The following is an 18,853-nucleotide window of genomic DNA, read 5'->3' on the forward strand; positions in this document are numbered from 1 at the left end:
GCCCACGTGGCATTACCCAACAAAGTAAAAAAGTTGCTCAGCGATGCTGAGCAACTTAGTGATTATCGCGATTGTTCTAGCTATTTTTATAAATGGTTACATAACGAATTTTCTAAACAACCGGTTGGGAATTTAATTAATGCCCGGGCTGAGTTTATTGACCGCCTACTAATTAAGCTTTTTCATGTTTACGACTTAGCGCGCGAACCTGATTTAGCATTAATAGCAGTAGGCGGATACGGACGTGGGGAGCTACATCCCTACTCCGACATCGACTTTTTATTGCTTGTAACTAAACCGCCAAGCGAAGAAATATGCGAAAAAATAGGCCAGTTTGTCACCATGCTATGGGATCTCAACTTAGAGATTGGTCACAGCGTGCGCACTATAGAACAAGCCATTGAGCAAAAACGTGAAGACGTTACTTTTGCCACCAGCTTACTCGAAAGCCGCCTTATTTTTGGTAATCATATTGAGTTTGAAAAACTCAAAACGCATATTCTAGAAACACCCGTATGGCGCTCCGGTGAGTTTTTTACTGCCAAAGTTCAAGAACAAAACTTACGCCATAAAAAGTGCCACGGCACCGCGTATAATCTTGAGCCAAACATTAAAGAAAACCCCGGTGGCCTGCGCGACTTGCAAACCATTATTTGGGTCGCAAAAAAGCACTTTAGAACCGAAACCCTGCAAGAGTTAATAAGTCACGGCTACTTAACCCATGAAGAGTTTCAAGAGCTTTCTGAGTGCCTAGAAAACCTATGGAATATTCGCTTTGCACTGCATCTAGCAGCAGGTCGAGCCGAAAACCGCTTATTGTTTGATCATCAACCGCAAGCCGCCGAAATTTTAGGATTTGGTAGCGATGGCAAAGCATCGGTTGAGCGTATGATGAAGCGCTTATTTAGAATAATGAGCCGCGTTCGCGAGCTTAACCAAATGCTACTTTCATACTTTGAGCAAAGTATCATGCCCGAAAGCAGTGAAAAAACGGTGATAGAGCTCGACAGAAACTTTGAGCAAGTGGGCCATCAAATACGCGTAAAAGATCCATCTGTATTTTTTAGACGTGACCAACTTTTTGTATTGTTTGAGCACATAGCAGACAACCCTGCAATAACGCATATTTACCCAAGCACTATTCGTACAATTCGCCAAGTACGCCGCCGATTATTGGGGGATTTACAAGATTATGCCGCCTGTCGTGAAGCCTTTTTACGCTTAGTTAAACACCCTAATGGCATGGGCCGCGCATTTACGCTTATGCACAAGCACGGCATGCTTGCCGCCTACTTACCGCAGTGGCGTAATATCTTTGGGCAAATGCAGTTCGATTTATTTCACGCCTACACCGTAGATGAGCATACTCACAAATTAATCAAAAATATTTACGAATATTTTGATAAAACAGGCATTAGCGAGTTTCCGATTTGTAGTGAAATAGTCACTCGCATGGATAAGCCTGAGTTACTTTATTTAGCCGGTATATTTCACGACATTGCTAAAGGCCGAGGGGGAGATCACTCAGAACTTGGCGCTGTTGATGCTATAGCCTTTGCTAAATTACATGGTTTTTCATCCTCTGATGCAAAATTAGTTGCATGGCTTGTAAGTAATCATTTACTTATGTCGGTTACCGCGCAGCGTAAAGATATTAACGACCCTGCCGTAATAAAAGACTTTGCAACACGTATTAAAACAGAGCGCCAACTCGACTATTTATATTGTTTAACCGTTGCCGACATACGTGCAACCAACGACAACTTATGGAACGATTGGAAAAACACCCTACTGCGTGAATTGTACTTGCACACGCAGCGCGCATTACGCCTAGGGCTTGAAAACCCAATGGATCAGCGCGACCAAATTCGCGATAAAAAGCACCAAGCTAAACAACGTCTACTCAACTTAGGTTACCCTGAGAATAAAATTGATTTAATTTGGAGTCGCTTTAAAGCCAACTACTTTACCGCCTTTAGCGAACAACAAATATCGTGGCAAAGTGAGCATTTATTAAGCAGCACCGATTTAAGCCAACCCAGTGTAATTGTATCTAACAAAGCAATGCATGGTGGTACACAAGTATTTGTATACAGCCCTTACTCTGGAGCACTATTTGCAAGATTAGTGAGTGTAATTGGCTCTAAAAAAGCACAAATACAGCACGCGCAAGTACTGACAACAAAAGACGGTTACGTCCTGTTTAGCTTTGTAATACTTGAAGTAAGTGGCGACCCTATAGCGAGCGGTCGAGCGCAATCAATTAAACGCGGGCTTGAGCAAGCACTTAGCGATCCACGTAAAAAAATTCGCTTTAAAAAGAGCCGCTCTCAACGCTTTAAAGATTTTAATATTAAACCTAAAATTGTGTTGCGCCCACATGCACGCAAAGACCGTAGCTTAATAGAAATTCAAGCCGTCGATATACAAGGTTTACTAACCAAAATAGCCGAAGTTTTCCAAGCGCATTTACTACACATTCACGCAGCCCGTATTACAACGGTAGGTGAACGTGCCGAGGATTTCTTTGTTGTATCTAATAACGAATACCAAGCGCTGACTGATGAAGAGCAAGCAAAAATTCATCAGGCATTACGTAAAAAATTCAACGCCGAAACAGAATAGAGGACACACATGTCAGATTTAAAAACGATGATCGAAAACGCATGGGACAACCGCGATAGCATTAGCCCAAGCACAGTATCTAGCGACGTAAAGCAAGCCATTATCGACGCACTTGATTTACTTGATAGCGGCGCAGCACGCGTTGCCGAAAAAATATCAGGTGAATGGGTTGTACACCAGTGGCTTAAAAAAGCAGTATTACTGTCGTTTCGTATTCGCGACAACCAACCAATGAACGACGGCGTAAACCAATTTTACGACAAAGTACCACTTAAATTTAGCGACTACACGCCAGAGCAATTTCAGCAAGGTGGTATGCGCGTAGTACCAAACGCAGTAGCGCGTAAAGGCAGCTTTGTAGGTAAAAACGTTGTACTTATGCCATCGTACGTAAATATTGGCGCATACGTTGACGACGGCACCATGGTTGATACTTGGGCGACTGTAGGCTCGTGTGCACAAATTGGTAAGAACGTACATTTATCAGGTGGCGTTGGCATAGGCGGCGTTTTAGAGCCTCTACAAGCTAACCCAACCATCATTGAAGACAACTGCTTTATTGGCGCACGTTCTGAAATTGTTGAAGGCGTAATTGTTGAAGAAGGCGCAGTAATTTCAATGGGTGTTTACATCAGCCAAAGCACTCGTATTTATGACCGCGAAACCGGCGAAATTCACTACGGCCGCGTACCAGCAGGCGCAGTAGTTGTTCCAGGCGCACTACCGTCAAAAGATGGCACCCACAGCCTTTACGCTGCAATCATCGTGAAAAAAGTAGATAAACAAACACGTGAAAAAGTAGGCATAAACGCCCTACTACGCTCAATTGATGAGTAAAAAATCGATAAGCTTTTAGCTGATTTGTGTTAAACATAGGTTGGGTTGAGTGAAACGAAACCCAACTATACTTTGAAGTTAAGTGTTTTAGCTAAACTTTAATTGTATATAGAAAAGCTCTAAGCCCTTTGGTTTGGAGCTTTTTTGAGAGTTTAACCTAATAAAATTGAACTTTTCCATTAAAATGGTATTGGCTTCCACACTTTTTTAATGGGGTTTAGCCTATTATATGTATCAAATTCAAATTCACTAACAGATGATATTAAATCTTGACGTAATACTATTGTTAAATCTTTATCTTTCTCGCCATCATAGTGCGTAGTAAACTTAACTTTAAGGGTATCTTTATCCCTATACCCGCTCATAATAGGTATTATTTTTACTTCTTGATCAGGTCCTTCAATTTCATTCGGTTCGCCCATACTTATAACCTGTCCGACGTACACTTTCCTATCACTTAACGAAAGCATTAGAGCCGTTTTGCGATCTTTTTCTATTAAAGCTTCATATAAAATAGAGTCTAATGGGCTATCGCTCAACAGTTGACCTATCAACATCTCTTTTACTTTTTTAGTTTCGAGGCGTAAAGGCAATATAATATTTTCAAACCACATTAGAATAAAAGGCGTTACAAGCATTGAAGTACTGAAAATAATTAACCAACTAATTTGCGTTGCTAATGTAGATTTTGGTTCTACTACTTTTAATGCGTTTACTAGCTCAGTAATAGCGGAAATAATATTTATTGATATAGAGCATATCTGAGGTGGAATAAAATAGTTAAGAAATAAGATGGATAAAGTTGATAACGCTAAGCAGAGCAAACCAAGTTTTGCGCTTTTTAAATATAGATATTGCCCTTCAAACCTATGTAGTTTATATTTTTCTGAGGGAAGGATATGACAACAAATAAAGCCACTAACTAAAATTGGCAATATTAAAAAAAGGAACATTTATGCTTGAGACCCCTCAACTATTTCTTTGGCTTTTTTATATAAATCTTGCTCGCTTATGCTCTTACGAACCTCAGAGGCATCGACCATTAAAGTTCCTCTACCAACAACACGTAAAGAACTGTACGATTTATTATTTAATTTTTCAGCTAAAACTTTATCTTGAGGTGTTAAACCAAAACCCAAAAAACTAAAAAAATTACTCATATAAACTCCAGTAAAATATACCCAATAAGTACATCTATATCATATTCTATTTGTCAGCAAAGAACAATTTAATATCATGGATAAAACTCAGAACTAAAGAGTTGAATTACAATTCAAACCAACAGAAGCACTTATAAAAATAAGTGCTTCTGTTGGTTTGCTCAATTAGTGTGGTTTACAGCGCGTTAAATACGTCGTCTGTTTTAGCTGCGCAAATAAAATCGTTTTTGTGTAGGCCTTTGATTGAATGGCTCCACCATGTAACGGTTACTTTGCCCCACTCGGTTAATAAACCTGGGTGGTGGCCTTCGTCTTCTGCCATGTCGCCTACTTTGTTAGTAAATGCGATAGCTTGTTTAAAGTTTTTAAATTTATAAACACGCTCAAGCTGCATAATACCGTCACGCACTTCTGGTACCCAGTCTGGGATTTTAGTAATTAATTGTGCTAACTCTTCGTCAGATACTTTTGGCGCATCTACATGACAGGCTTCGCATTTTTGTGCACTTAATGAAGACATTCTAAATCCTTACTTTTAGCTTTTTTAGCATTAATATTTAACTGGCTAATTTTTCTTTTGGTGGAAATTTTGGGTCGTGCAAACCAAGCTCTTTAGCTCGCTCAACCAAAGTCATAATATCCATTTGCGATATATCAAACAGATCATGAATCGAATTTATGGTGTAGTACTGTGGTTGCATAATATCAATACGGTACGGCGTACGCAGTACATCAAGCACATTCATTGGGCTGATTTCTGGCGTATTTGAGTATACGTACTGAGTCTCCCCTGGGCTTGATAAAATACCGCCGCCGTAAATACGCAGACCGTCTTCGGTTTGCATTAAACCAAATTCAACCGTAAACCAGTATATACGCGCAAGGTATACACGGTCTTTTTTCTGCGCTGCGTAACCTAATTGCCCGTACTTATGCGTAAACTCGGCAAAGTCAGGATTAGTTAGCATGGCGCAATGGCCAAATATTTCATGAAAAATATCAGGCTCTTGTAGGTAATCAAACTCTTCGCGGCTACGAATAAATGTAGCTACCGGAAACTGCTTGTTTGCCAGTAATCTAAAAAACTCATCAAAGTCGATAAGCGCAGGTACTGGCGCAACTTGCCAACCGGTAGTGGCTAGCAACACTTCGTTTAGCTCGCTTAACTGCGGAATACGGTCGTGCGGCAGGTTAATCTTTTTTAACCCTTGCATGTACTCACTGCAGGCTTTGCCTTCAATGCACGCAAGTTGGCGCGCTACAAGCTCAGACCAAATTTTATTTTCTTCATCACTCCAGTGTATAACACCATTTTCGTCTGGTGTTTTGGATGTGTATTTACTTGCTTTAGCCATAAGTACCTTCTTGGGTGTGAGCCCTAAATCGGTGTCAGTGTGATACTCAAACCTAATGAATATCGAATGACCCCATACTATGCAAAAGTGAAGAAAAGTTTAATAGATAGGCTAACATCAGTATTTAGCACGATCACTTAGATCGTAAAGTTAAAATTACACCTGTGGCACATTAAAAATACAGACCTTTAAATAAAGGCCTGCAGCTTATTTTTAAGTGTATACAATTAAATACACCTAACCAATTTTAGTAAAAGCTTGGTCTAAATCACTAATAATGTCGTTAACATCTTCAAGCCCAACCGAGAGCCTGATCAGCCCATCACTTATTCCAGCGGCGGCTCGCTCCTCTGGCGTATAAGGCGAGTGAGTCATAGATGCAGGATGCTGAATCAGTGTTTCAGCATCGCCGAGGCTTACTGCAAGTGTACAAAGTTTCATACTATCAATAAATTGTGCGCCATCTTGTAGCGTGCCTTTTATTTCAAACGCAATAACACCACCAGCGGCTTTCATTTGATTACCAATAAACTTATAACCTGGGTGCGATTTAAGCCCGGGGTAATATACGGTGCTTACTTGTGGGTGCGCTTCTAGATATTGCGCTATTGTTTGTGCACTTTGACAATGGCGCTCTATTCTAATAGCGAGTGTTTTTAGGCCTCGATTAATTAGCCATGCATCGTGCGGGCTTATGGTTGCACCAATATCTTTTAGTACGGTCATTTTAATGTGTGTTATGTGCTCAAGCGATCCACACACAATACCGGCGACTACGTCTCCGTGGCCGTTTAAGTACTTGGTCGCACTGTGCATTATTATATCAATGCCGTATTTTTTGGGTGATTGCAGTAGCGGCGTTAAAAAGGTGTTGTCGACTACACTAATTAAGTTGTGCTCTTTAGCAACTGCGCCAATGAGTGCCAAATCAATAACCGCCATAGTGGGGTTGATTGGCGTTTCTACAAATATCATTTTTGAATTAGGTTTGATGGCAGCGCGTAGTTCGTCCTCATTGGTCATATCAACAAAGGTGACTTCGATTCCCCAGCGCGGCAACATGTGCGAGAAAAACGCAAAGGTACAACCATACAAAGCACTTGAGGCAACAAGGTGATCTCCTTGCGATAAAAAGCTCAGTACTGAGGCAGATACGGCCCCCATACCTGTTGCGGTTGCAGCAGCTGCTTCACAGCTCTCTAGTTGAGCAACTTTTTGCTCAAGCTCTGTGGTTGTAGGGTTTCCTAAGCGCGTATAAATATAGCCCGGTTCGTCGCCTGCAAAACGCGCAGCACCTTGAGCGGCATTTTCAAAATGAAAGGTAGAGGTTTGATACAAAGGAGAAGTGAGAGCGCCGTGCGGGTCGTTTGCTTTTTGTGGTCCGTGAATACACTGGGTGTTTATATGATGCTTGCTCATTATAGGCTCATTTTTTTGATTATTATGTTTTTGCGATTCAACAATCAAAACGTATGCGCTTACAAACAGCAAGCATGCCGGATGCTCAGATGGCTATTTGTGTAAAAACCATGCAGCGCACGTTTGTACACAAATATTGCCACTGCTAATCTAGTGTTGACTCCGCCTTTTTACGGCTCATAATTTTACCTGCGATGCTTTGCACAGTGCCTTTTAGTAAGCTGCGTTTGTTTTCAAGCCGTGGTAATGGGCGACTAAGCTCCATTGCTTTGTAACCAATACGCGCTGTAAAAATACCGGCGCTGACCCCTTGCGCTGCCCGTCCCGAAAGCTTACCTAAAAGCTCAGCACTTAATGCAGTTGCAGCAAGGTCAGATACAAGCTCAGCACTGCCTACAAACATTACTTGTTTTATCAGCATACGGTATAACTTTATACGGCTCGCGTAGCCAAAACCAATGCCGTAAATTTTACCAATTTGTTCTATTAACTTAGTACCGCGCCAAAGCACGGCCATCATATCCACCAGCGCAAGTGGGCTTAGGGCAACTAGCAGTGCAGATTCAGTCGCAAAACGATTTATAAGCTTTTTAGCTTTGGTGTCTTGAGTTATTAATAAACTGTTTGCGTACAGGGTCATTATTTCTTTGTCGCTGTGATGCATCGCTACTTGGTTTTTAAAGGTTTCAAAGTTATCAAGCTCCTGGTGTTTATTAAGCTTTTCAAGCCAAGGTAATGCACCGCCTACTTGCTCGCTGTTTAAAAGCCTGTCGGCTTCAACTCGGTGCAGCTGGTTACGCTTTAAGCTACGCAGCATTCGGTACTCTCGCCACAATAAGCGCCCAATTAGCAGCACGCCACTTACAACTGCGGTTAAATAAACACTGCCTAAAATAATTGACTGCTCGAAAGCAAATAATAACGAATATGCAAACTCTAAAAGCACCAGTACTATAAAACTAATGGCAAAAACACCTTTGAGCGTTTGCCACTTTGACTTTTTATAAACAGGCTCCAGATCTATTTCTGGCTCTAGTGCTTCATCTTCCAGTTCTTCGTAATCACTTTGCCCGTGCTGAATAATTTTTGCAGGTGCTAAAACGGGTTCGTTTTGCTCAATGCTTTGCGTATCTATACGACGCCCTGCTTGAAATGGTTGGTTTGACTCACTCATGTTAATTTGTCTCCTAGCAGGTACTGCATGACATGATCTAATCGAATATGTTTGAGTTGTTTATCGGGGCTCGGCATTGGAGAAAACGATAAAAACTCAAATCCCTGTGCTGGCCACTCATTTTTATTAAGCATCCGCGAGGGAGGTTGCGGCGGTAAATACGTAAGCCAATCAGGTTCGTGTAATGGTTTACCGTAAATACAGTCAAGCGTTTGGCCTTTGTCGGCAATTTGGCGCGGCTGTGTTGCTGTAATTGACGACATAGCCATGGTTTCTATTTGCACACCATCAAACTTTAAATGATTGCTTTGCTCATGCACGAGCGAATCAAGTAGCAATGCTAAATCTTTATGGTGTTTAGCACTTATATGATCTGATTTATTAGCTGCAAATAATATTTTGTCTATGTTGGGCTTAAATAAGCGTTTAAAAAAGCCTGACTCACCATAGTTAAAGTGTGCGAGTAATTGGTTTATTACACTGCTTTGCTCTTGGAGTGTTTCGTGCCCTTCATTTAGCGCACTAAGTACATCTACAAGTACGATTTGGCGATCAAAGTGCCTAAAATGCTCATTATAAAATGGTTTTACAACTTCTTTTATATAGGCGTTAAAACGCTTAATTAAATGCGCTAAATTAGAACCCGCAACGACATCGTCACTGTTTATTTCACCCGATACAGGAAAAAACAATAACAATGGCGCGCCTTGTAAGTCGCCAGGCATAAGCATGCGCCCAGGTTGCAACATGGCGAGTTTGGTGTCTTTTTTAAGCCCTACCAACATGCTTTGATAAAGCTGAGCAATATGAGCAAGTGCGTTTTCATCAACGGGGGCGTTTAAGTCAAGTTGCTCAACGGCCATTAAAAAATCACTTGATGTGTTTACGCGCGAAGGCTGAGTTAATAACGGATATTGCTGCTCGCACCATTGAGCATAACTTTGCTCAAGCATAGGTAAATCAAGGAGCCATTCACCCGGATAGTCAATAATATCTAAATAAAGCGTTGATTGCGGCGAAAAGTGGCCGCGCAGCCCTGCATTACTTTGATACTTTATTGCTAAGCGCAGAGTATTAATCCGCTCGGTAGATGCAGGCCATGTAGGCACCCCATCGCTAGGTAATAATGAATTTAGCGCGCGGGTATAATTAAACGTCGGGACTTTTAACGCCTCTTGCGGCACGACTTTAGTGGCCACATGGCGGTGCTCGCGCATTACATCAAAAAAAGGTAAGTTTTTATCGTCCGCTTGGGTTGTAAAGTGTTTAACAAGCGCGGTAATAAAGGCAGTTTTACCACTACCACTTAGGCCAGTTACGGCAAGCTTTACGTGTTGGTCTAAACTGCGATGAAGGGCTTTTTGTGCTTTGCCTTTAATGCTTTTAAAGGTCTTTTTTGCAAATGATTGGCTCATAAAGTGTCTTGCACCTAATTTGCCGTAATTTATCACGCTGCAAATAAGGTGCTATTAAATCCTTTAAAGTTTGTTAATTTCACGGCTCACCGTAAACTCGCTTGAAGTAACATGGCGCTCCATATCTTGAAGGCGAGTATCTACGCGCGTTAAACGCTCTTTTAAATCTTGCAATGCGCGGCGCGGCGGCTCGCCTTTTTGCCATACTTTAAATTTTACTTCTAGCGGATCGTCAGTTTTAGTTGAGCTATTAGTTTGCGCTGTTGCAGGCTCTTTTTTATCTAAAATGAACCAAGCTGCAATATACGCTACCACAAATAATGGGCCACCCGTTAGCAGTACCGCACTAACAAATATAATGCGAACTAACCATAACTCCATATTAAAGTAGTCACTTAATCCCGCACATACACCGGCTATTTTACCGCGTTGTGGGTCTCTTAATAATTCGCGTTTGGCACTCATACTTTGCGTCTCCATTGTGGTGACTCTTGATCAAGCAATGCTTCAAGTGTTTCTAATCGGTCCGCCATTTTTTCAGCTTTTTGTGCAAGCTCAAGTAATTGGCGATGTTCGTGCTCACTTAAACCTTGGCTTACTTGTTTTTTGCTACGGTAGTGCAAAATTAGCCACAGCGGAGCAACAAAAATCATAAACAAGATAAATGGTGCAACTAATATCTCTGGATCAAACATAATCCTCTCCTGACAATCCGTTTTGATGTTTTTAAGCTGGGGCACATGGGCCCCATATATTTTTATATGTAATTATTTATCAGCTAGCTTCTTTTTAAGTTCGGCTAGCTCATCATCTATCTTTTCATTTTTTTGTAGATTAGCAATTTCATCCGCTAACGTCTTTTTACCTAAATCGTACGACTCAATTTGAGATTCTAGTCCATCAATTTTGGTTTCGTAACGTTCAAAGCGGTTAAGTGCTTCTTCGACTTTTGAGCTATCAAGTGTCTTTTTCACTTCAAGGCGCGACTCAGCCGAACGTTGGCGAAGTATAATCGCTTTTTGACGAGATTTAGCATCTGCTAGCTTTTCTTGTAGCGTCGTGACTTCTTGCTGTAATTTCTCAATATGAGACTCTACATGTTCAAGCTCACTCGCTACTGAAGCAACGGCATCTGCCGACTTTTGCTTTTCAAGTAAGGCTGAACGCGCTAAATCGTCGCGGTCTTTACTTAAAGCCAGTTCGGCTTTATCTTGCCAATCACTTACCTGCGCTTTAAGTGTATCTAAGCGGCGTACAATTTCTTTTTTCTCAGCCAATGTTTTAGCTGATGTAGAACGTACTTCAACAAGCGTATCTTCCATTTCTTGAATAATCAGACGAACCATTTTTTCTGGGTCTTCTGCTTTATCTAAAATGGCGTTGATATTAGAATTAACAATATCTGCAAAACGTGAAAAAATTCCCATAACATTTACCTCTGTAATTAAAACTTAGTTAGTCTGCTATAACTAGTATCAATATGCTTGCCAACTTTTTAAAAGTTAAAATACACTTTATTTTCATTACGTTAAACTAAATATACAAATTTCTTTAGTTATCCCTAATTATGAAATACACTAACTGTTAGTAAAAATGACCAAGAGTTAGGAAATATGAGCCAATATCGCCAACAGGATAATTTACTCGGCCAATCAGATAGCTTTCTGTCTGTATTAGATCAGGTATCGCAACTGGCTAATTTAGATAAACCGGTACTTATTATTGGTGAACGCGGCACAGGTAAAGAGCTAATAGCAGCACGCTTACACTTTTTATCAAAACGCTGGGATCAAAACTACGTAAAACTTAACTGTGCAGCGCTTAACGAAAACCTACTCGAAAGTGAGTTATTTGGCCACGAAAGCGGGGCTTTTACGGGGGCAAGTAAACGTCACGAAGGTCGTTTTGAACGCGCTAACAGCGGCACACTGTTTTTAGACGAATTAGCTAATACCTCAGCTATGGTACAAGAAAAACTGCTGCGCGTTATAGAATACGGTGAGTTTGAACGTGTTGGCGGCAAACAAACTGTAAAAGTAGATACCCGCTTAGTGTGTGCGACAAACGAAGATCTTCCTTATTTGGCCGAGCAAGGTGAATTTAGAAGTGATTTACTCGATCGCCTTGCCTTTGATGTAATTACCCTGCCACCACTGCGCAAACGCCAAGACGATATTATGCTTCTTGCTGAGCAGTTTGCGATGAACATGGCGCGCGATTTAGACTGGGAGCTGTTTAGCGGTTTTACCCGAAGCGCAACAGAAACACTGCTTAGTTATGACTGGCCTGGTAATATTCGTGAACTTAAAAATGTGGTTGAACGCAGTTTGTATCGCCACGGTAGTGAACATATTCCCGTTCACCAGATTATTTTAGACCCATTCGATAGCCCATTTAGACCAAAAGCGCGTATTAAAGCACCTATATCAGCTCAAACTGTTAATGCAGAGCCTATTGTTGTTGCGCCGCCGATTACTCAAACAAGCAATGATTCAGCCGTTGATATTCAATTTCCGTGCAGCTTAAAAGAGCGTTCAAACGACTTTGAAATAAACATGATTAATAAAGCACTCGAACATAGCCAATTTAATCAAAAGAAAACTGCAGAAGTACTTGGTTTAACGTATCATCAACTACGTGGTTATCTTAAAAAATACAACTTGTTGGATCAACAATAGTCAGAGGTTATGCGGGTGCATAAATTATTACTTGTTTTGCTTACCACCACTTTAGTTGGTTGCCTTGATAGCAAAGAAGAAATCATAGAAGAAAAAAACCAAGGCTTAGTTTATTGCGCTGAAGCTAACCCTGTGTCGTTTAATCCGCAAGTCACGACCACCGGTTCAACTATTGATATAATTGCTAACCAATTATACGACCGCTTAATTAGCATTGACCCTGTTACGGCAGAGTTTCAAAGTGAGCTGGCGACCGATTGGAAAATTAGCAAAGATGGTAAATCGGTTACCTTTACCCTGCGTAAAGATGTAAAGTTTCATACAACGTCTTATTTTACCCCATCTCGGGACTTTAACGCCGACGACGTTATATTCACCTTTAGCCGATTATTCGATGCATATAATCCATATCACTTTGTGGGCGATGCCGATTACCCGTATTTCCAAAGTGTAGGAATTGATCAACTTATTCGCAAAATTGTGCGCGTGTCTGACTACCAAGTCCGTTTTGAATTGTTTAATCCTGAAAGCAGTTTTTTAGCTAATATGGCTACCGACTTTGCCGTGGTGCTTTCAGAAGAATACGCCATGAAACTTAAGAAAAATAATCAAAAAAACTTATTTGATCAGTACCCTATTGGCACCGGCCCGTATATTTATAAAGAATACCGCCGAGATCACCTTGTACGCTTTTACCGTAACCCACTTTATTGGAAGCATGACGTTGCACTTGAACAATTGGTTTACGATATAACCCCTAACGGCACTACGCGCATAGCAAAAATGCTGACTAAAGAGTGCGATGTAACGGCTCATCCAAGTAGTGCGCAATTGAGCATTTTAGCGCAACGTGATGATATCAACGTCGAAAAAGAAACAAACTTAAACATAGGTTATTGGGCATTTAATACAGAGCGTGCCCCGTTTGACGACTTACGCGTACGCCAAGCGCTTGCGCACGCAATAGATGTAGATAAAATAATGCAGGCGGTTTATTACGGTAACGGTACCCGCGCACAATCTATTTTGCCGCCTACCTCTTGGGCATTTGAGCCACAAGAAGATATACCTACGTTTGATCCAGAACTTGCTAAAAAGTTACTTATTGAAGCAGGCTTACCTAATGGCTTTGATATGACGATATGGGCTATGCCTGTGAGTCGTATTTATAACCCTAATGCACGTAAAATGGCTGAGCTTATGCAAAGTGATTTACGCAAAGTAGGCGTTAACGTCAGTATTGTAGAATATGAGTGGAATACGTTTATTCAACGTATTGGCGAGCATAGGCACGACAGTGTATTACTTGGTTGGGCCGCTGATACACCCGACCCTGATAACTTTTTTAGCCCGCTGCTGAGTTGCACCGCTACTTTTAGTGGCAAAAACCCAGCAAACTGGTGTAATCCCCAATTTGATTTATTGCTTACTAAAGCACTAGACACCACTGATTTAAACAAACGTAAAAAATACTACGAAGACGCACAAAGCTTAATTATTAAAGAGTTGCCATTATTACCTATTGCTCATGGCCTGCGCTTTCAAGCGAGTAGCGCTGATGTGGAAGGCATAACACTTGGCCCGTTTGGTGCTATTTCGCTTGCTAATGCGAGGAAGAAATAATGATCGTAGATTATGTTTTACGTCGCCTTGGTTTGTTCTTTTTTATGATATTAATGCTCAGCGTATTTACGTTTTCATTGGCGTATTTATTTCCCGGTGATCCGCTAAGTAATTTAAGTGGCATACCAAGTGGAAACTTCGCTCAGCATAGTGAGCTTGAGGATAAATATTTATACAACAGCAATTACTTTATGCAATACATTGCCTTTTTAGGAAGAATATTTCAAGGCGATTGGGGGCTTTCGTTTGCCTCTGGTAACAGCGTGTTTAGCCATATTATTGACTTACTACCGGCTACTTTAGAGCTAAGCGTATATGCATTAATTGTATCGGTTGTTATTGGTGTACCTACTGGTATTTTAGGCTCTGGCTATCATAAACGCTGGCCCGATAAACTTATAAACTCTGTCACTATGGTAGGTTATTCAATGCCTGTGTTTTGGCTCGCATTGTTGTTAATAATGGTTTTTTCATTAAAGCTTGGCTGGTTTCCTATGTCGGGTAGAATGGGCCTCCTTTACGAAATACCCGCCAGCACAGGGTTTATATTAATTGATATTGCTCTCGCTGGATTTCCATATAAAGGGATGGCCTTTGTTGATGCACTGCGCCATTTAACACTTCCTACTATTGTACTGGCCATGTATCCAACCACGGTATTAGTGCGCTTTACACGCGAGTCTATGCTTAAAGTAATGGATCAAAACTTTATTAAAACAGCTAGGGCAAAAGGCCTAAACCGCCGTCAACTTATCATGCACCATGCACTGCGTAATGCACTACTACCGGTAATTAAGCAAATTGGTTTGCAATTTAGCACCTTGATAACGCTTGCGATGATTACCGAAGTTATTTTTTCGTGGCCGGGTATTGGCCGTTGGTTAATCGATAGTATTTATCAGCGCGACTTTCCTGCAATTCAAGGTGGATTAATGGCGGTATCTTTATTTGTTATTTTAGCCACCATCATAACTGAGCTTACTTACACTTTATTCGATCCACTCTCGCGGAATCAGGCCCATGGCAAAGTTTAATTTATTTTCTGAAGAGTCGAATAAATCGCCACTTGCGCGATTTTGGCGCAAATTTAAAAACAATCACCCTGCTTTGGTTGGTTTATGGATATTTATGGCGTTTGCATTATTGGCCGCCACAGCTCCTTTTTTAGCGCCCTATGGCGTAAACCAACAGCATAGTGATGCACTACTCATACCGCCCTCATGGCGAGAAATGGGCGATGTACGCTTTATTTTAGGCACCGATGATTTAGGCCGTGATGTACTTTCGCGCTTAATGAATGGTGCAACATATACGTTTGGACTTTCTGTTGTAGCTGCCCTAATCACGACCCTGTTTGGTGTATTAGTGGGTACTTTTGCAGGGATTAGTAAAGGGTTGCGTTCAAGCTTTTTAAATCACTTACTTGATATCACACTTTCTATTCCTTCTTTGTTATTGGCCATAATAATAATCGCCATACTCGGCCCTGGCTTAATGAATACCGTATGGGCAATTATTTTAGCGTTATTGCCGCAGTTTATTCACTCGGTGCGCAACCTAATTGTTGATGAATTAAGTAAAGATTACATTACTGCGTTTAGACTCGATGGCGCATCTAATTGGCATATTATATCGCGCGGTATTTTTCCTAATATTTATGAGCATATTGTGGTTATATTCACGATGGCGCTTTCTACTGCGATATTAGATATTTCAGCACTGGGATTTTTAAAATTAGGGGCTCAGCCACCAACGACCGAATGGGGCGCAATATTAGCCGAAAATCTAGGCCTTATTTATTTAGCGCCGTGGACTGTAGCGCTACCTGGTGTACTGTTATTTTTAGCCGTGTTATCTACTAATTTAGTAGGCGATGGCCTGCGACAAGTGCTAAAAGCACGTAAGGCTGATTAAATGCAATTACTCGATGTTCGTAACTTAACAATTGAACTACGTACCTCTGAAACTGTAATTAGAGCCGTAGACAGAGTGAGTTTTAGCTTAAAAGAAGGCGAAGTACATGCGCTTGTAGGCGAGTCTGGCTCTGGTAAAAGCCTAATAGCAAAAGCGATTATTGGTGTATTAAACGAGCGCTGGGATATTACTGCCGACCGAATTCATTGGCGCGGCGTAGACTTAATGCGTTTAAGCCCAGAGAAACGCCGTAAAATAGTAAGCCAAGATATAGCAATGATCTATCAAGACCCAAGTCGCTGCCTTGACCCAACCGCTAAAATATTTGACCAAATAGCCGAAACACTCCCAGAGGTAGCGACTAAAGGTTTCTTTTTAAAACGTAACCGAGAGAGAAAAGATAGAGTAAAAGCGCTTATTCATAAGGTGGGTATTAAAAACCACGAAGCGGTACTAAGTAGTTACCCTCATGAGCTCTCTGAAGGCGTATGTCAAAAAGTAATGATTGCGATGGCCATTGCTCGCACGCCTAAGTTATTAATAGCTGACGAGCCAACTACAGCACTTGAAAGCACAACTCGCGCACAAGTATTTAGGTTACTAAAAAGCTTAAACCAGCTGAAAAACATGTCTATTTTGATGATCTCTCATGAACTTGAAGAGATTGCACATTGGTCGCATGGCATTCATGTTTTATATTGCGGGCAAATGGTTGAAGCAGGCCCAACCCATGAAATATTTAAACAGCCTCGCCATCCATACACGCAAGCATTACTAAAAAGCCTACCAGACTACGAACAAGGCTTAGCACATAAAGAACCTTTTTATGCGCTTAAAGGGACTATCCCTACTCTGCAACATTTGCCTATTGGCTGTCGCCTTGGGCCGCGTTGTCCACAAGCGCAAAAAGCCTGTGTGGTTACACCAGCCCTGACTAAGCATCATGGTCATAGTTATGCGTGTCACTTTCCGTTAATTAAGGACATGAAGTAATGCAGCCACTGTTAAAAGTACAAGCGCTTAGTAAAACCTTTAATGTGCGAGCTGGGCTTTTTTCACGTAAAAAGTTTGAAGTTCTTAAAAACATTTCATTTTGCGTAGGTAGAGGTGAAAGCATTGCCATAATTGGCGAAACAGGCGCAGGTAAAAGTACGTTGGCAAAACTACTTTCAGGAGCTGATAGCGCCGATAGCGGGCAAATTTTACTCGAGAATAATATTATCGAAGATAATGGCGTACGTGATAATCAATGTCGCCATATTCGTATGATTTTTCAAGATTCAGCTGCATCGCTCAACCCGGGATTAACCATTGGCGAAATGCTTGATGATTGCCTGCAATATAATACTGAGCTTGATGCTAGTGAACGCACTGAAAAGATTGATGCAACGCTTTCTAAGGTGGGTTTGCTAATCGATCATAAACACTACTACCCGCATATGTTTAGTGTGGGGCAGCTACAGCGTGTAGCGTTTTCTCGTGCATTAATTTTAGATCCTAAGGTGATTGTACTTGATGAAGCTGTTTCGTCTTTAGATCCATCTATAAGGGCGCAAATAGTAAATTTGTTACTTAAACTTCAGCGCGATACAGGCCTTACGTATGTGATGATCACTCATCATTTAAGTTTAGTACGCCACATTAGTGATTTTGTTGTTGTACTTGATAAAGGCGAAGTGGTTGAATACGGTCCTACTGAAGATGTTTTTCAAAACCCTCAATCAAAAGTAACGCAGCGTTTATTAAGCTGCTAAAACAGATTATAAATACCTAACTTTTTTGTAAGGTAACCGTATTTAGATGGGTCTTCTCATTAATTGTATTTAATTAATAAGAGATCTCATGCTTAAACAAAAGTTACTACTTAGCCTTTCCCCCCTACTCTTTCTATCAGCTTCAGCTATTGCTGATACACCAAAAAAGATTAAAAACTGGGTTGGTGGCGTTGATCATTTAGGTTTAACTGTATCAAACTTAGATGCATCCAAAGCATTTTTTACTGATGTACTTGGCTTTAAAACGCTAGGAAATGACCCTGCCTATCCTGCTTATTTTTTATCAAACAATAAAATAACCATTACATTATGGCGCGTGAAAAACGATGCAAAACGTGTGGAGTTTAATAGAGCAGAAAATGTGGGCTTACATCATTTAGCACTCAGTGTTGAAAGTATCAAAAATTTAAACGAGCTACATGAACACTTAAAAATGCAAAATAATATTATTATAGAGTTTGCACCCGAAAACTTAGGTAGCGGCCCAACCCAACATATGATGATAAGAGAGCCTAGCGGCAATCGAATTGAGTTTATTGCCAGAGGTAATTAATACCAATCCGCTTAATTAAGTGATCTATTTTGAGGATGGAAAAACGTGTTGATAGCTAGGCAAAAAATTCGCTATTTAGTTGTTCTAAACAAGAATTTTTTAACACAGGTAGCGACACGTTTAGCCCCGCAAAATGATTAAGTATTATTGCGGATTGGTATTATACCAACTTTATTCAAGACAATAAAAAAGGCGCTTTAAAAGCTGTCTCTTGATCACAAGTCTGACTCAAGAGATTTTGCTAAATCGTAGCCTTCCAGGATGGCTTGTAACTTAAGCCATCCTTGCCATAACACTTTCACAGATGCACGCCCTGTGCGCTTGG

The 18,853-nt window shown here is 40.9% G+C and carries 19 protein-coding genes; 9 read left to right on the forward strand and 10 right to left on the reverse strand.

Features of this window, described 5'->3' with window-relative positions:
- Nucleotides 1-6: 6 nt before the first annotated feature.
- Complete coding sequence (gene glnD / locus H5115_RS09050; protein ID WP_149591839.1) at nucleotides 7-2,625, forward strand: [protein-PII] uridylyltransferase; 2,619 nt, start codon at nucleotides 7-9, stop codon at nucleotides 2,623-2,625.
- A 9-nt stretch (nucleotides 2,626-2,634) separates the two neighbouring features.
- On the forward strand, nucleotides 2,635-3,462 hold the full coding sequence (dapD, locus tag H5115_RS09055; RefSeq protein WP_002958324.1) for a 2,3,4,5-tetrahydropyridine-2,6-dicarboxylate N-succinyltransferase: 828 nt from the start codon (nucleotides 2,635-2,637) through the stop codon (nucleotides 3,460-3,462).
- 179 nt (nucleotides 3,463-3,641) lie between these two features.
- On the opposite strand, the gene H5115_RS09060 is transcribed toward dapD, so the two are convergent.
- From H5115_RS09060 to pspA, 10 genes are all read right to left on the reverse strand, one after another.
- Nucleotides 3,642-4,415: a hypothetical protein gene (locus H5115_RS09060; RefSeq protein ID WP_182754876.1), complete on the reverse strand. Its 774-nt coding sequence runs from the start codon at nucleotides 4,413-4,415 to the stop codon at nucleotides 3,642-3,644.
- The gene (locus H5115_RS09065; RefSeq protein WP_182754878.1) at nucleotides 4,416-4,622 is read right to left on the reverse strand and encodes a hypothetical protein; all 207 of its coding nucleotides are present in this window, start codon (nucleotides 4,620-4,622) and stop codon (nucleotides 4,416-4,418) included.
- Between the two features lie 175 nt (nucleotides 4,623-4,797).
- Nucleotides 4,798-5,142 carry a 4a-hydroxytetrahydrobiopterin dehydratase gene (locus tag H5115_RS09070; protein ID WP_002958326.1) on the reverse strand — a complete coding sequence of 115 codons (345 nt, stop codon included), beginning with the start codon at nucleotides 5,140-5,142 and terminating at the stop codon, nucleotides 4,798-4,800.
- Between the two features lie 37 nt (nucleotides 5,143-5,179).
- Complete coding sequence (gene phhA / locus H5115_RS09075; protein WP_008134775.1) at nucleotides 5,180-5,977, reverse strand: phenylalanine 4-monooxygenase; 798 nt, start codon at nucleotides 5,975-5,977, stop codon at nucleotides 5,180-5,182.
- Nucleotides 5,978-6,214: 237 nt separating this feature from the next.
- Nucleotides 6,215-7,396, reverse strand: a complete 1,182-nt coding sequence (gene megL, locus H5115_RS09080) for a methionine gamma-lyase (RefSeq protein ID WP_138488753.1) — start codon at nucleotides 7,394-7,396, stop codon at nucleotides 6,215-6,217.
- 145 nt (nucleotides 7,397-7,541) lie between these two features.
- A complete protein-coding gene (locus H5115_RS09085) occupies nucleotides 7,542-8,570 on the reverse strand; it encodes a TIGR01620 family protein (protein ID WP_182754880.1) in 1,029 nt (342 codons plus the stop codon).
- Nucleotides 8,567-9,985, reverse strand: a complete 1,419-nt coding sequence (locus H5115_RS09090) for a YcjX family protein (protein ID WP_182754882.1) — start codon at nucleotides 9,983-9,985, stop codon at nucleotides 8,567-8,569. Before H5115_RS09090 ends, H5115_RS09085 begins: the two co-directional genes overlap by 4 nt.
- Nucleotides 9,986-10,048: 63 nt before the next feature.
- Complete coding sequence (gene pspC / locus H5115_RS09095) at nucleotides 10,049-10,450, reverse strand: envelope stress response membrane protein PspC (RefSeq protein ID WP_149591832.1); 402 nt, start codon at nucleotides 10,448-10,450, stop codon at nucleotides 10,049-10,051.
- Nucleotides 10,447-10,680, reverse strand: coding sequence for an envelope stress response membrane protein PspB (gene pspB, locus H5115_RS09100; RefSeq protein WP_024590985.1), 234 nt, complete (start codon nucleotides 10,678-10,680; stop codon nucleotides 10,447-10,449). The genes pspC and pspB overlap by 4 nt, the downstream gene beginning before the upstream one ends.
- 72 nt (nucleotides 10,681-10,752) lie before the next feature.
- Complete coding sequence (gene pspA / locus H5115_RS09105) at nucleotides 10,753-11,412, reverse strand: phage shock protein PspA (protein ID WP_007376832.1); 660 nt, start codon at nucleotides 11,410-11,412, stop codon at nucleotides 10,753-10,755.
- A gap of 186 nt (nucleotides 11,413-11,598) precedes the next feature.
- On the opposite strand from pspA, the gene pspF reads away from it, so the two are divergent.
- The 7 genes from pspF to H5115_RS09140 all read left to right on the forward strand — a co-directional run bounded on the left by pspF (nucleotide 11,599) and on the right by H5115_RS09140 (nucleotide 18,528).
- Complete coding sequence (pspF, locus tag H5115_RS09110) at nucleotides 11,599-12,663, forward strand: phage shock protein operon transcriptional activator (protein WP_182754884.1); 1,065 nt, start codon at nucleotides 11,599-11,601, stop codon at nucleotides 12,661-12,663.
- 15 nt (nucleotides 12,664-12,678) lie between these two features.
- Complete coding sequence (locus H5115_RS09115; RefSeq protein WP_182754886.1) at nucleotides 12,679-14,286, forward strand: ABC transporter substrate-binding protein; 1,608 nt, start codon at nucleotides 12,679-12,681, stop codon at nucleotides 14,284-14,286.
- Entirely contained in the window at nucleotides 14,286-15,320 is a 1,035-nt protein-coding gene (locus tag H5115_RS09120; RefSeq protein WP_182754888.1) for an ABC transporter permease subunit, read from the forward strand. The genes H5115_RS09115 and H5115_RS09120 overlap by 1 nt, the downstream gene beginning before the upstream one ends.
- Nucleotides 15,307-16,200 (forward strand): ABC transporter permease subunit, encoded by an 894-nt coding sequence (locus tag H5115_RS09125; RefSeq protein ID WP_002958337.1) that lies wholly within the window; start codon nucleotides 15,307-15,309, stop codon nucleotides 16,198-16,200. The genes H5115_RS09120 and H5115_RS09125 overlap by 14 nt, the downstream gene beginning before the upstream one ends.
- Complete coding sequence (locus H5115_RS09130) at nucleotides 16,201-17,193, forward strand: oligopeptide/dipeptide ABC transporter ATP-binding protein (RefSeq protein WP_002958338.1); 993 nt, start codon at nucleotides 16,201-16,203, stop codon at nucleotides 17,191-17,193. It begins immediately after the preceding gene.
- Nucleotides 17,193-17,954 carry an ATP-binding cassette domain-containing protein gene (locus H5115_RS09135; protein ID WP_039484412.1) on the forward strand — a complete coding sequence of 254 codons (762 nt, stop codon included), beginning with the start codon at nucleotides 17,193-17,195 and terminating at the stop codon, nucleotides 17,952-17,954. The genes H5115_RS09130 and H5115_RS09135 overlap by 1 nt, the downstream gene beginning before the upstream one ends.
- Nucleotides 17,955-18,042: 88 nt before the next feature.
- The gene (locus H5115_RS09140) at nucleotides 18,043-18,528 is read left to right on the forward strand and encodes a VOC family protein (RefSeq protein ID WP_182754890.1); all 486 of its coding nucleotides are present in this window, start codon (nucleotides 18,043-18,045) and stop codon (nucleotides 18,526-18,528) included.
- The last annotated feature ends 325 nt before the right edge of the window (nucleotides 18,529-18,853 follow it).

Origin of the sequence: Pseudoalteromonas sp. SR44-2 (genome assembly GCF_014163745.1) — a bacterium.
In the GTDB taxonomy this organism is placed as follows: Bacteria; Pseudomonadota; Gammaproteobacteria; order Enterobacterales; family Alteromonadaceae; genus Pseudoalteromonas; species Pseudoalteromonas distincta.

Bases quoted from the DNA above. Each gene is read 5' to 3' on its own strand.
- pspA (WP_007376832.1), bottom strand. From the start codon at position 11,412: ATGGGAATTTTTTCACGTTTTGCAGATATTGTTAATTCTAATATCAAC.
- H5115_RS09130 (WP_002958338.1), top strand. From the start codon at position 16,201: ATGCAATTACTCGATGTTCGTAACTTAACAATTGAACTACGTACCTCT.
- pspC (WP_149591832.1), bottom strand. From the start codon at position 10,450: ATGAGTGCCAAACGCGAATTATTAAGAGACCCACAACGCGGTAAAATA.
- H5115_RS09140 (WP_182754890.1), top strand. From the start codon at position 18,043: ATGCTTAAACAAAAGTTACTACTTAGCCTTTCCCCCCTACTCTTTCTA.
- H5115_RS09120 (WP_182754888.1), top strand. From the start codon at position 14,286: ATGATCGTAGATTATGTTTTACGTCGCCTTGGTTTGTTCTTTTTTATG.
- H5115_RS09070 (WP_002958326.1), bottom strand. From the start codon at position 5,142: ATGTCTTCATTAAGTGCACAAAAATGCGAAGCCTGTCATGTAGATGCG.
- H5115_RS09085 (WP_182754880.1), bottom strand. From the start codon at position 8,570: ATGAGTGAGTCAAACCAACCATTTCAAGCAGGGCGTCGTATAGATACG.
- H5115_RS09135 (WP_039484412.1), top strand. From the start codon at position 17,193: ATGCAGCCACTGTTAAAAGTACAAGCGCTTAGTAAAACCTTTAATGTG.
- H5115_RS09090 (WP_182754882.1), bottom strand. From the start codon at position 9,985: ATGAGCCAATCATTTGCAAAAAAGACCTTTAAAAGCATTAAAGGCAAA.
- H5115_RS09125 (WP_002958337.1), top strand. From the start codon at position 15,307: ATGGCAAAGTTTAATTTATTTTCTGAAGAGTCGAATAAATCGCCACTT.
- pspB (WP_024590985.1), bottom strand. From the start codon at position 10,680: ATGTTTGATCCAGAGATATTAGTTGCACCATTTATCTTGTTTATGATT.
- megL (WP_138488753.1), bottom strand. From the start codon at position 7,396: ATGAGCAAGCATCATATAAACACCCAGTGTATTCACGGACCACAAAAA.
- pspF (WP_182754884.1), top strand. From the start codon at position 11,599: ATGAGCCAATATCGCCAACAGGATAATTTACTCGGCCAATCAGATAGC.
- phhA (WP_008134775.1), bottom strand. From the start codon at position 5,977: ATGGCTAAAGCAAGTAAATACACATCCAAAACACCAGACGAAAATGGT.
- H5115_RS09060 (WP_182754876.1), bottom strand. From the start codon at position 4,415: ATGTTCCTTTTTTTAATATTGCCAATTTTAGTTAGTGGCTTTATTTGT.
- H5115_RS09065 (WP_182754878.1), bottom strand. From the start codon at position 4,622: ATGAGTAATTTTTTTAGTTTTTTGGGTTTTGGTTTAACACCTCAAGAT.
- dapD (WP_002958324.1), top strand. From the start codon at position 2,635: ATGTCAGATTTAAAAACGATGATCGAAAACGCATGGGACAACCGCGAT.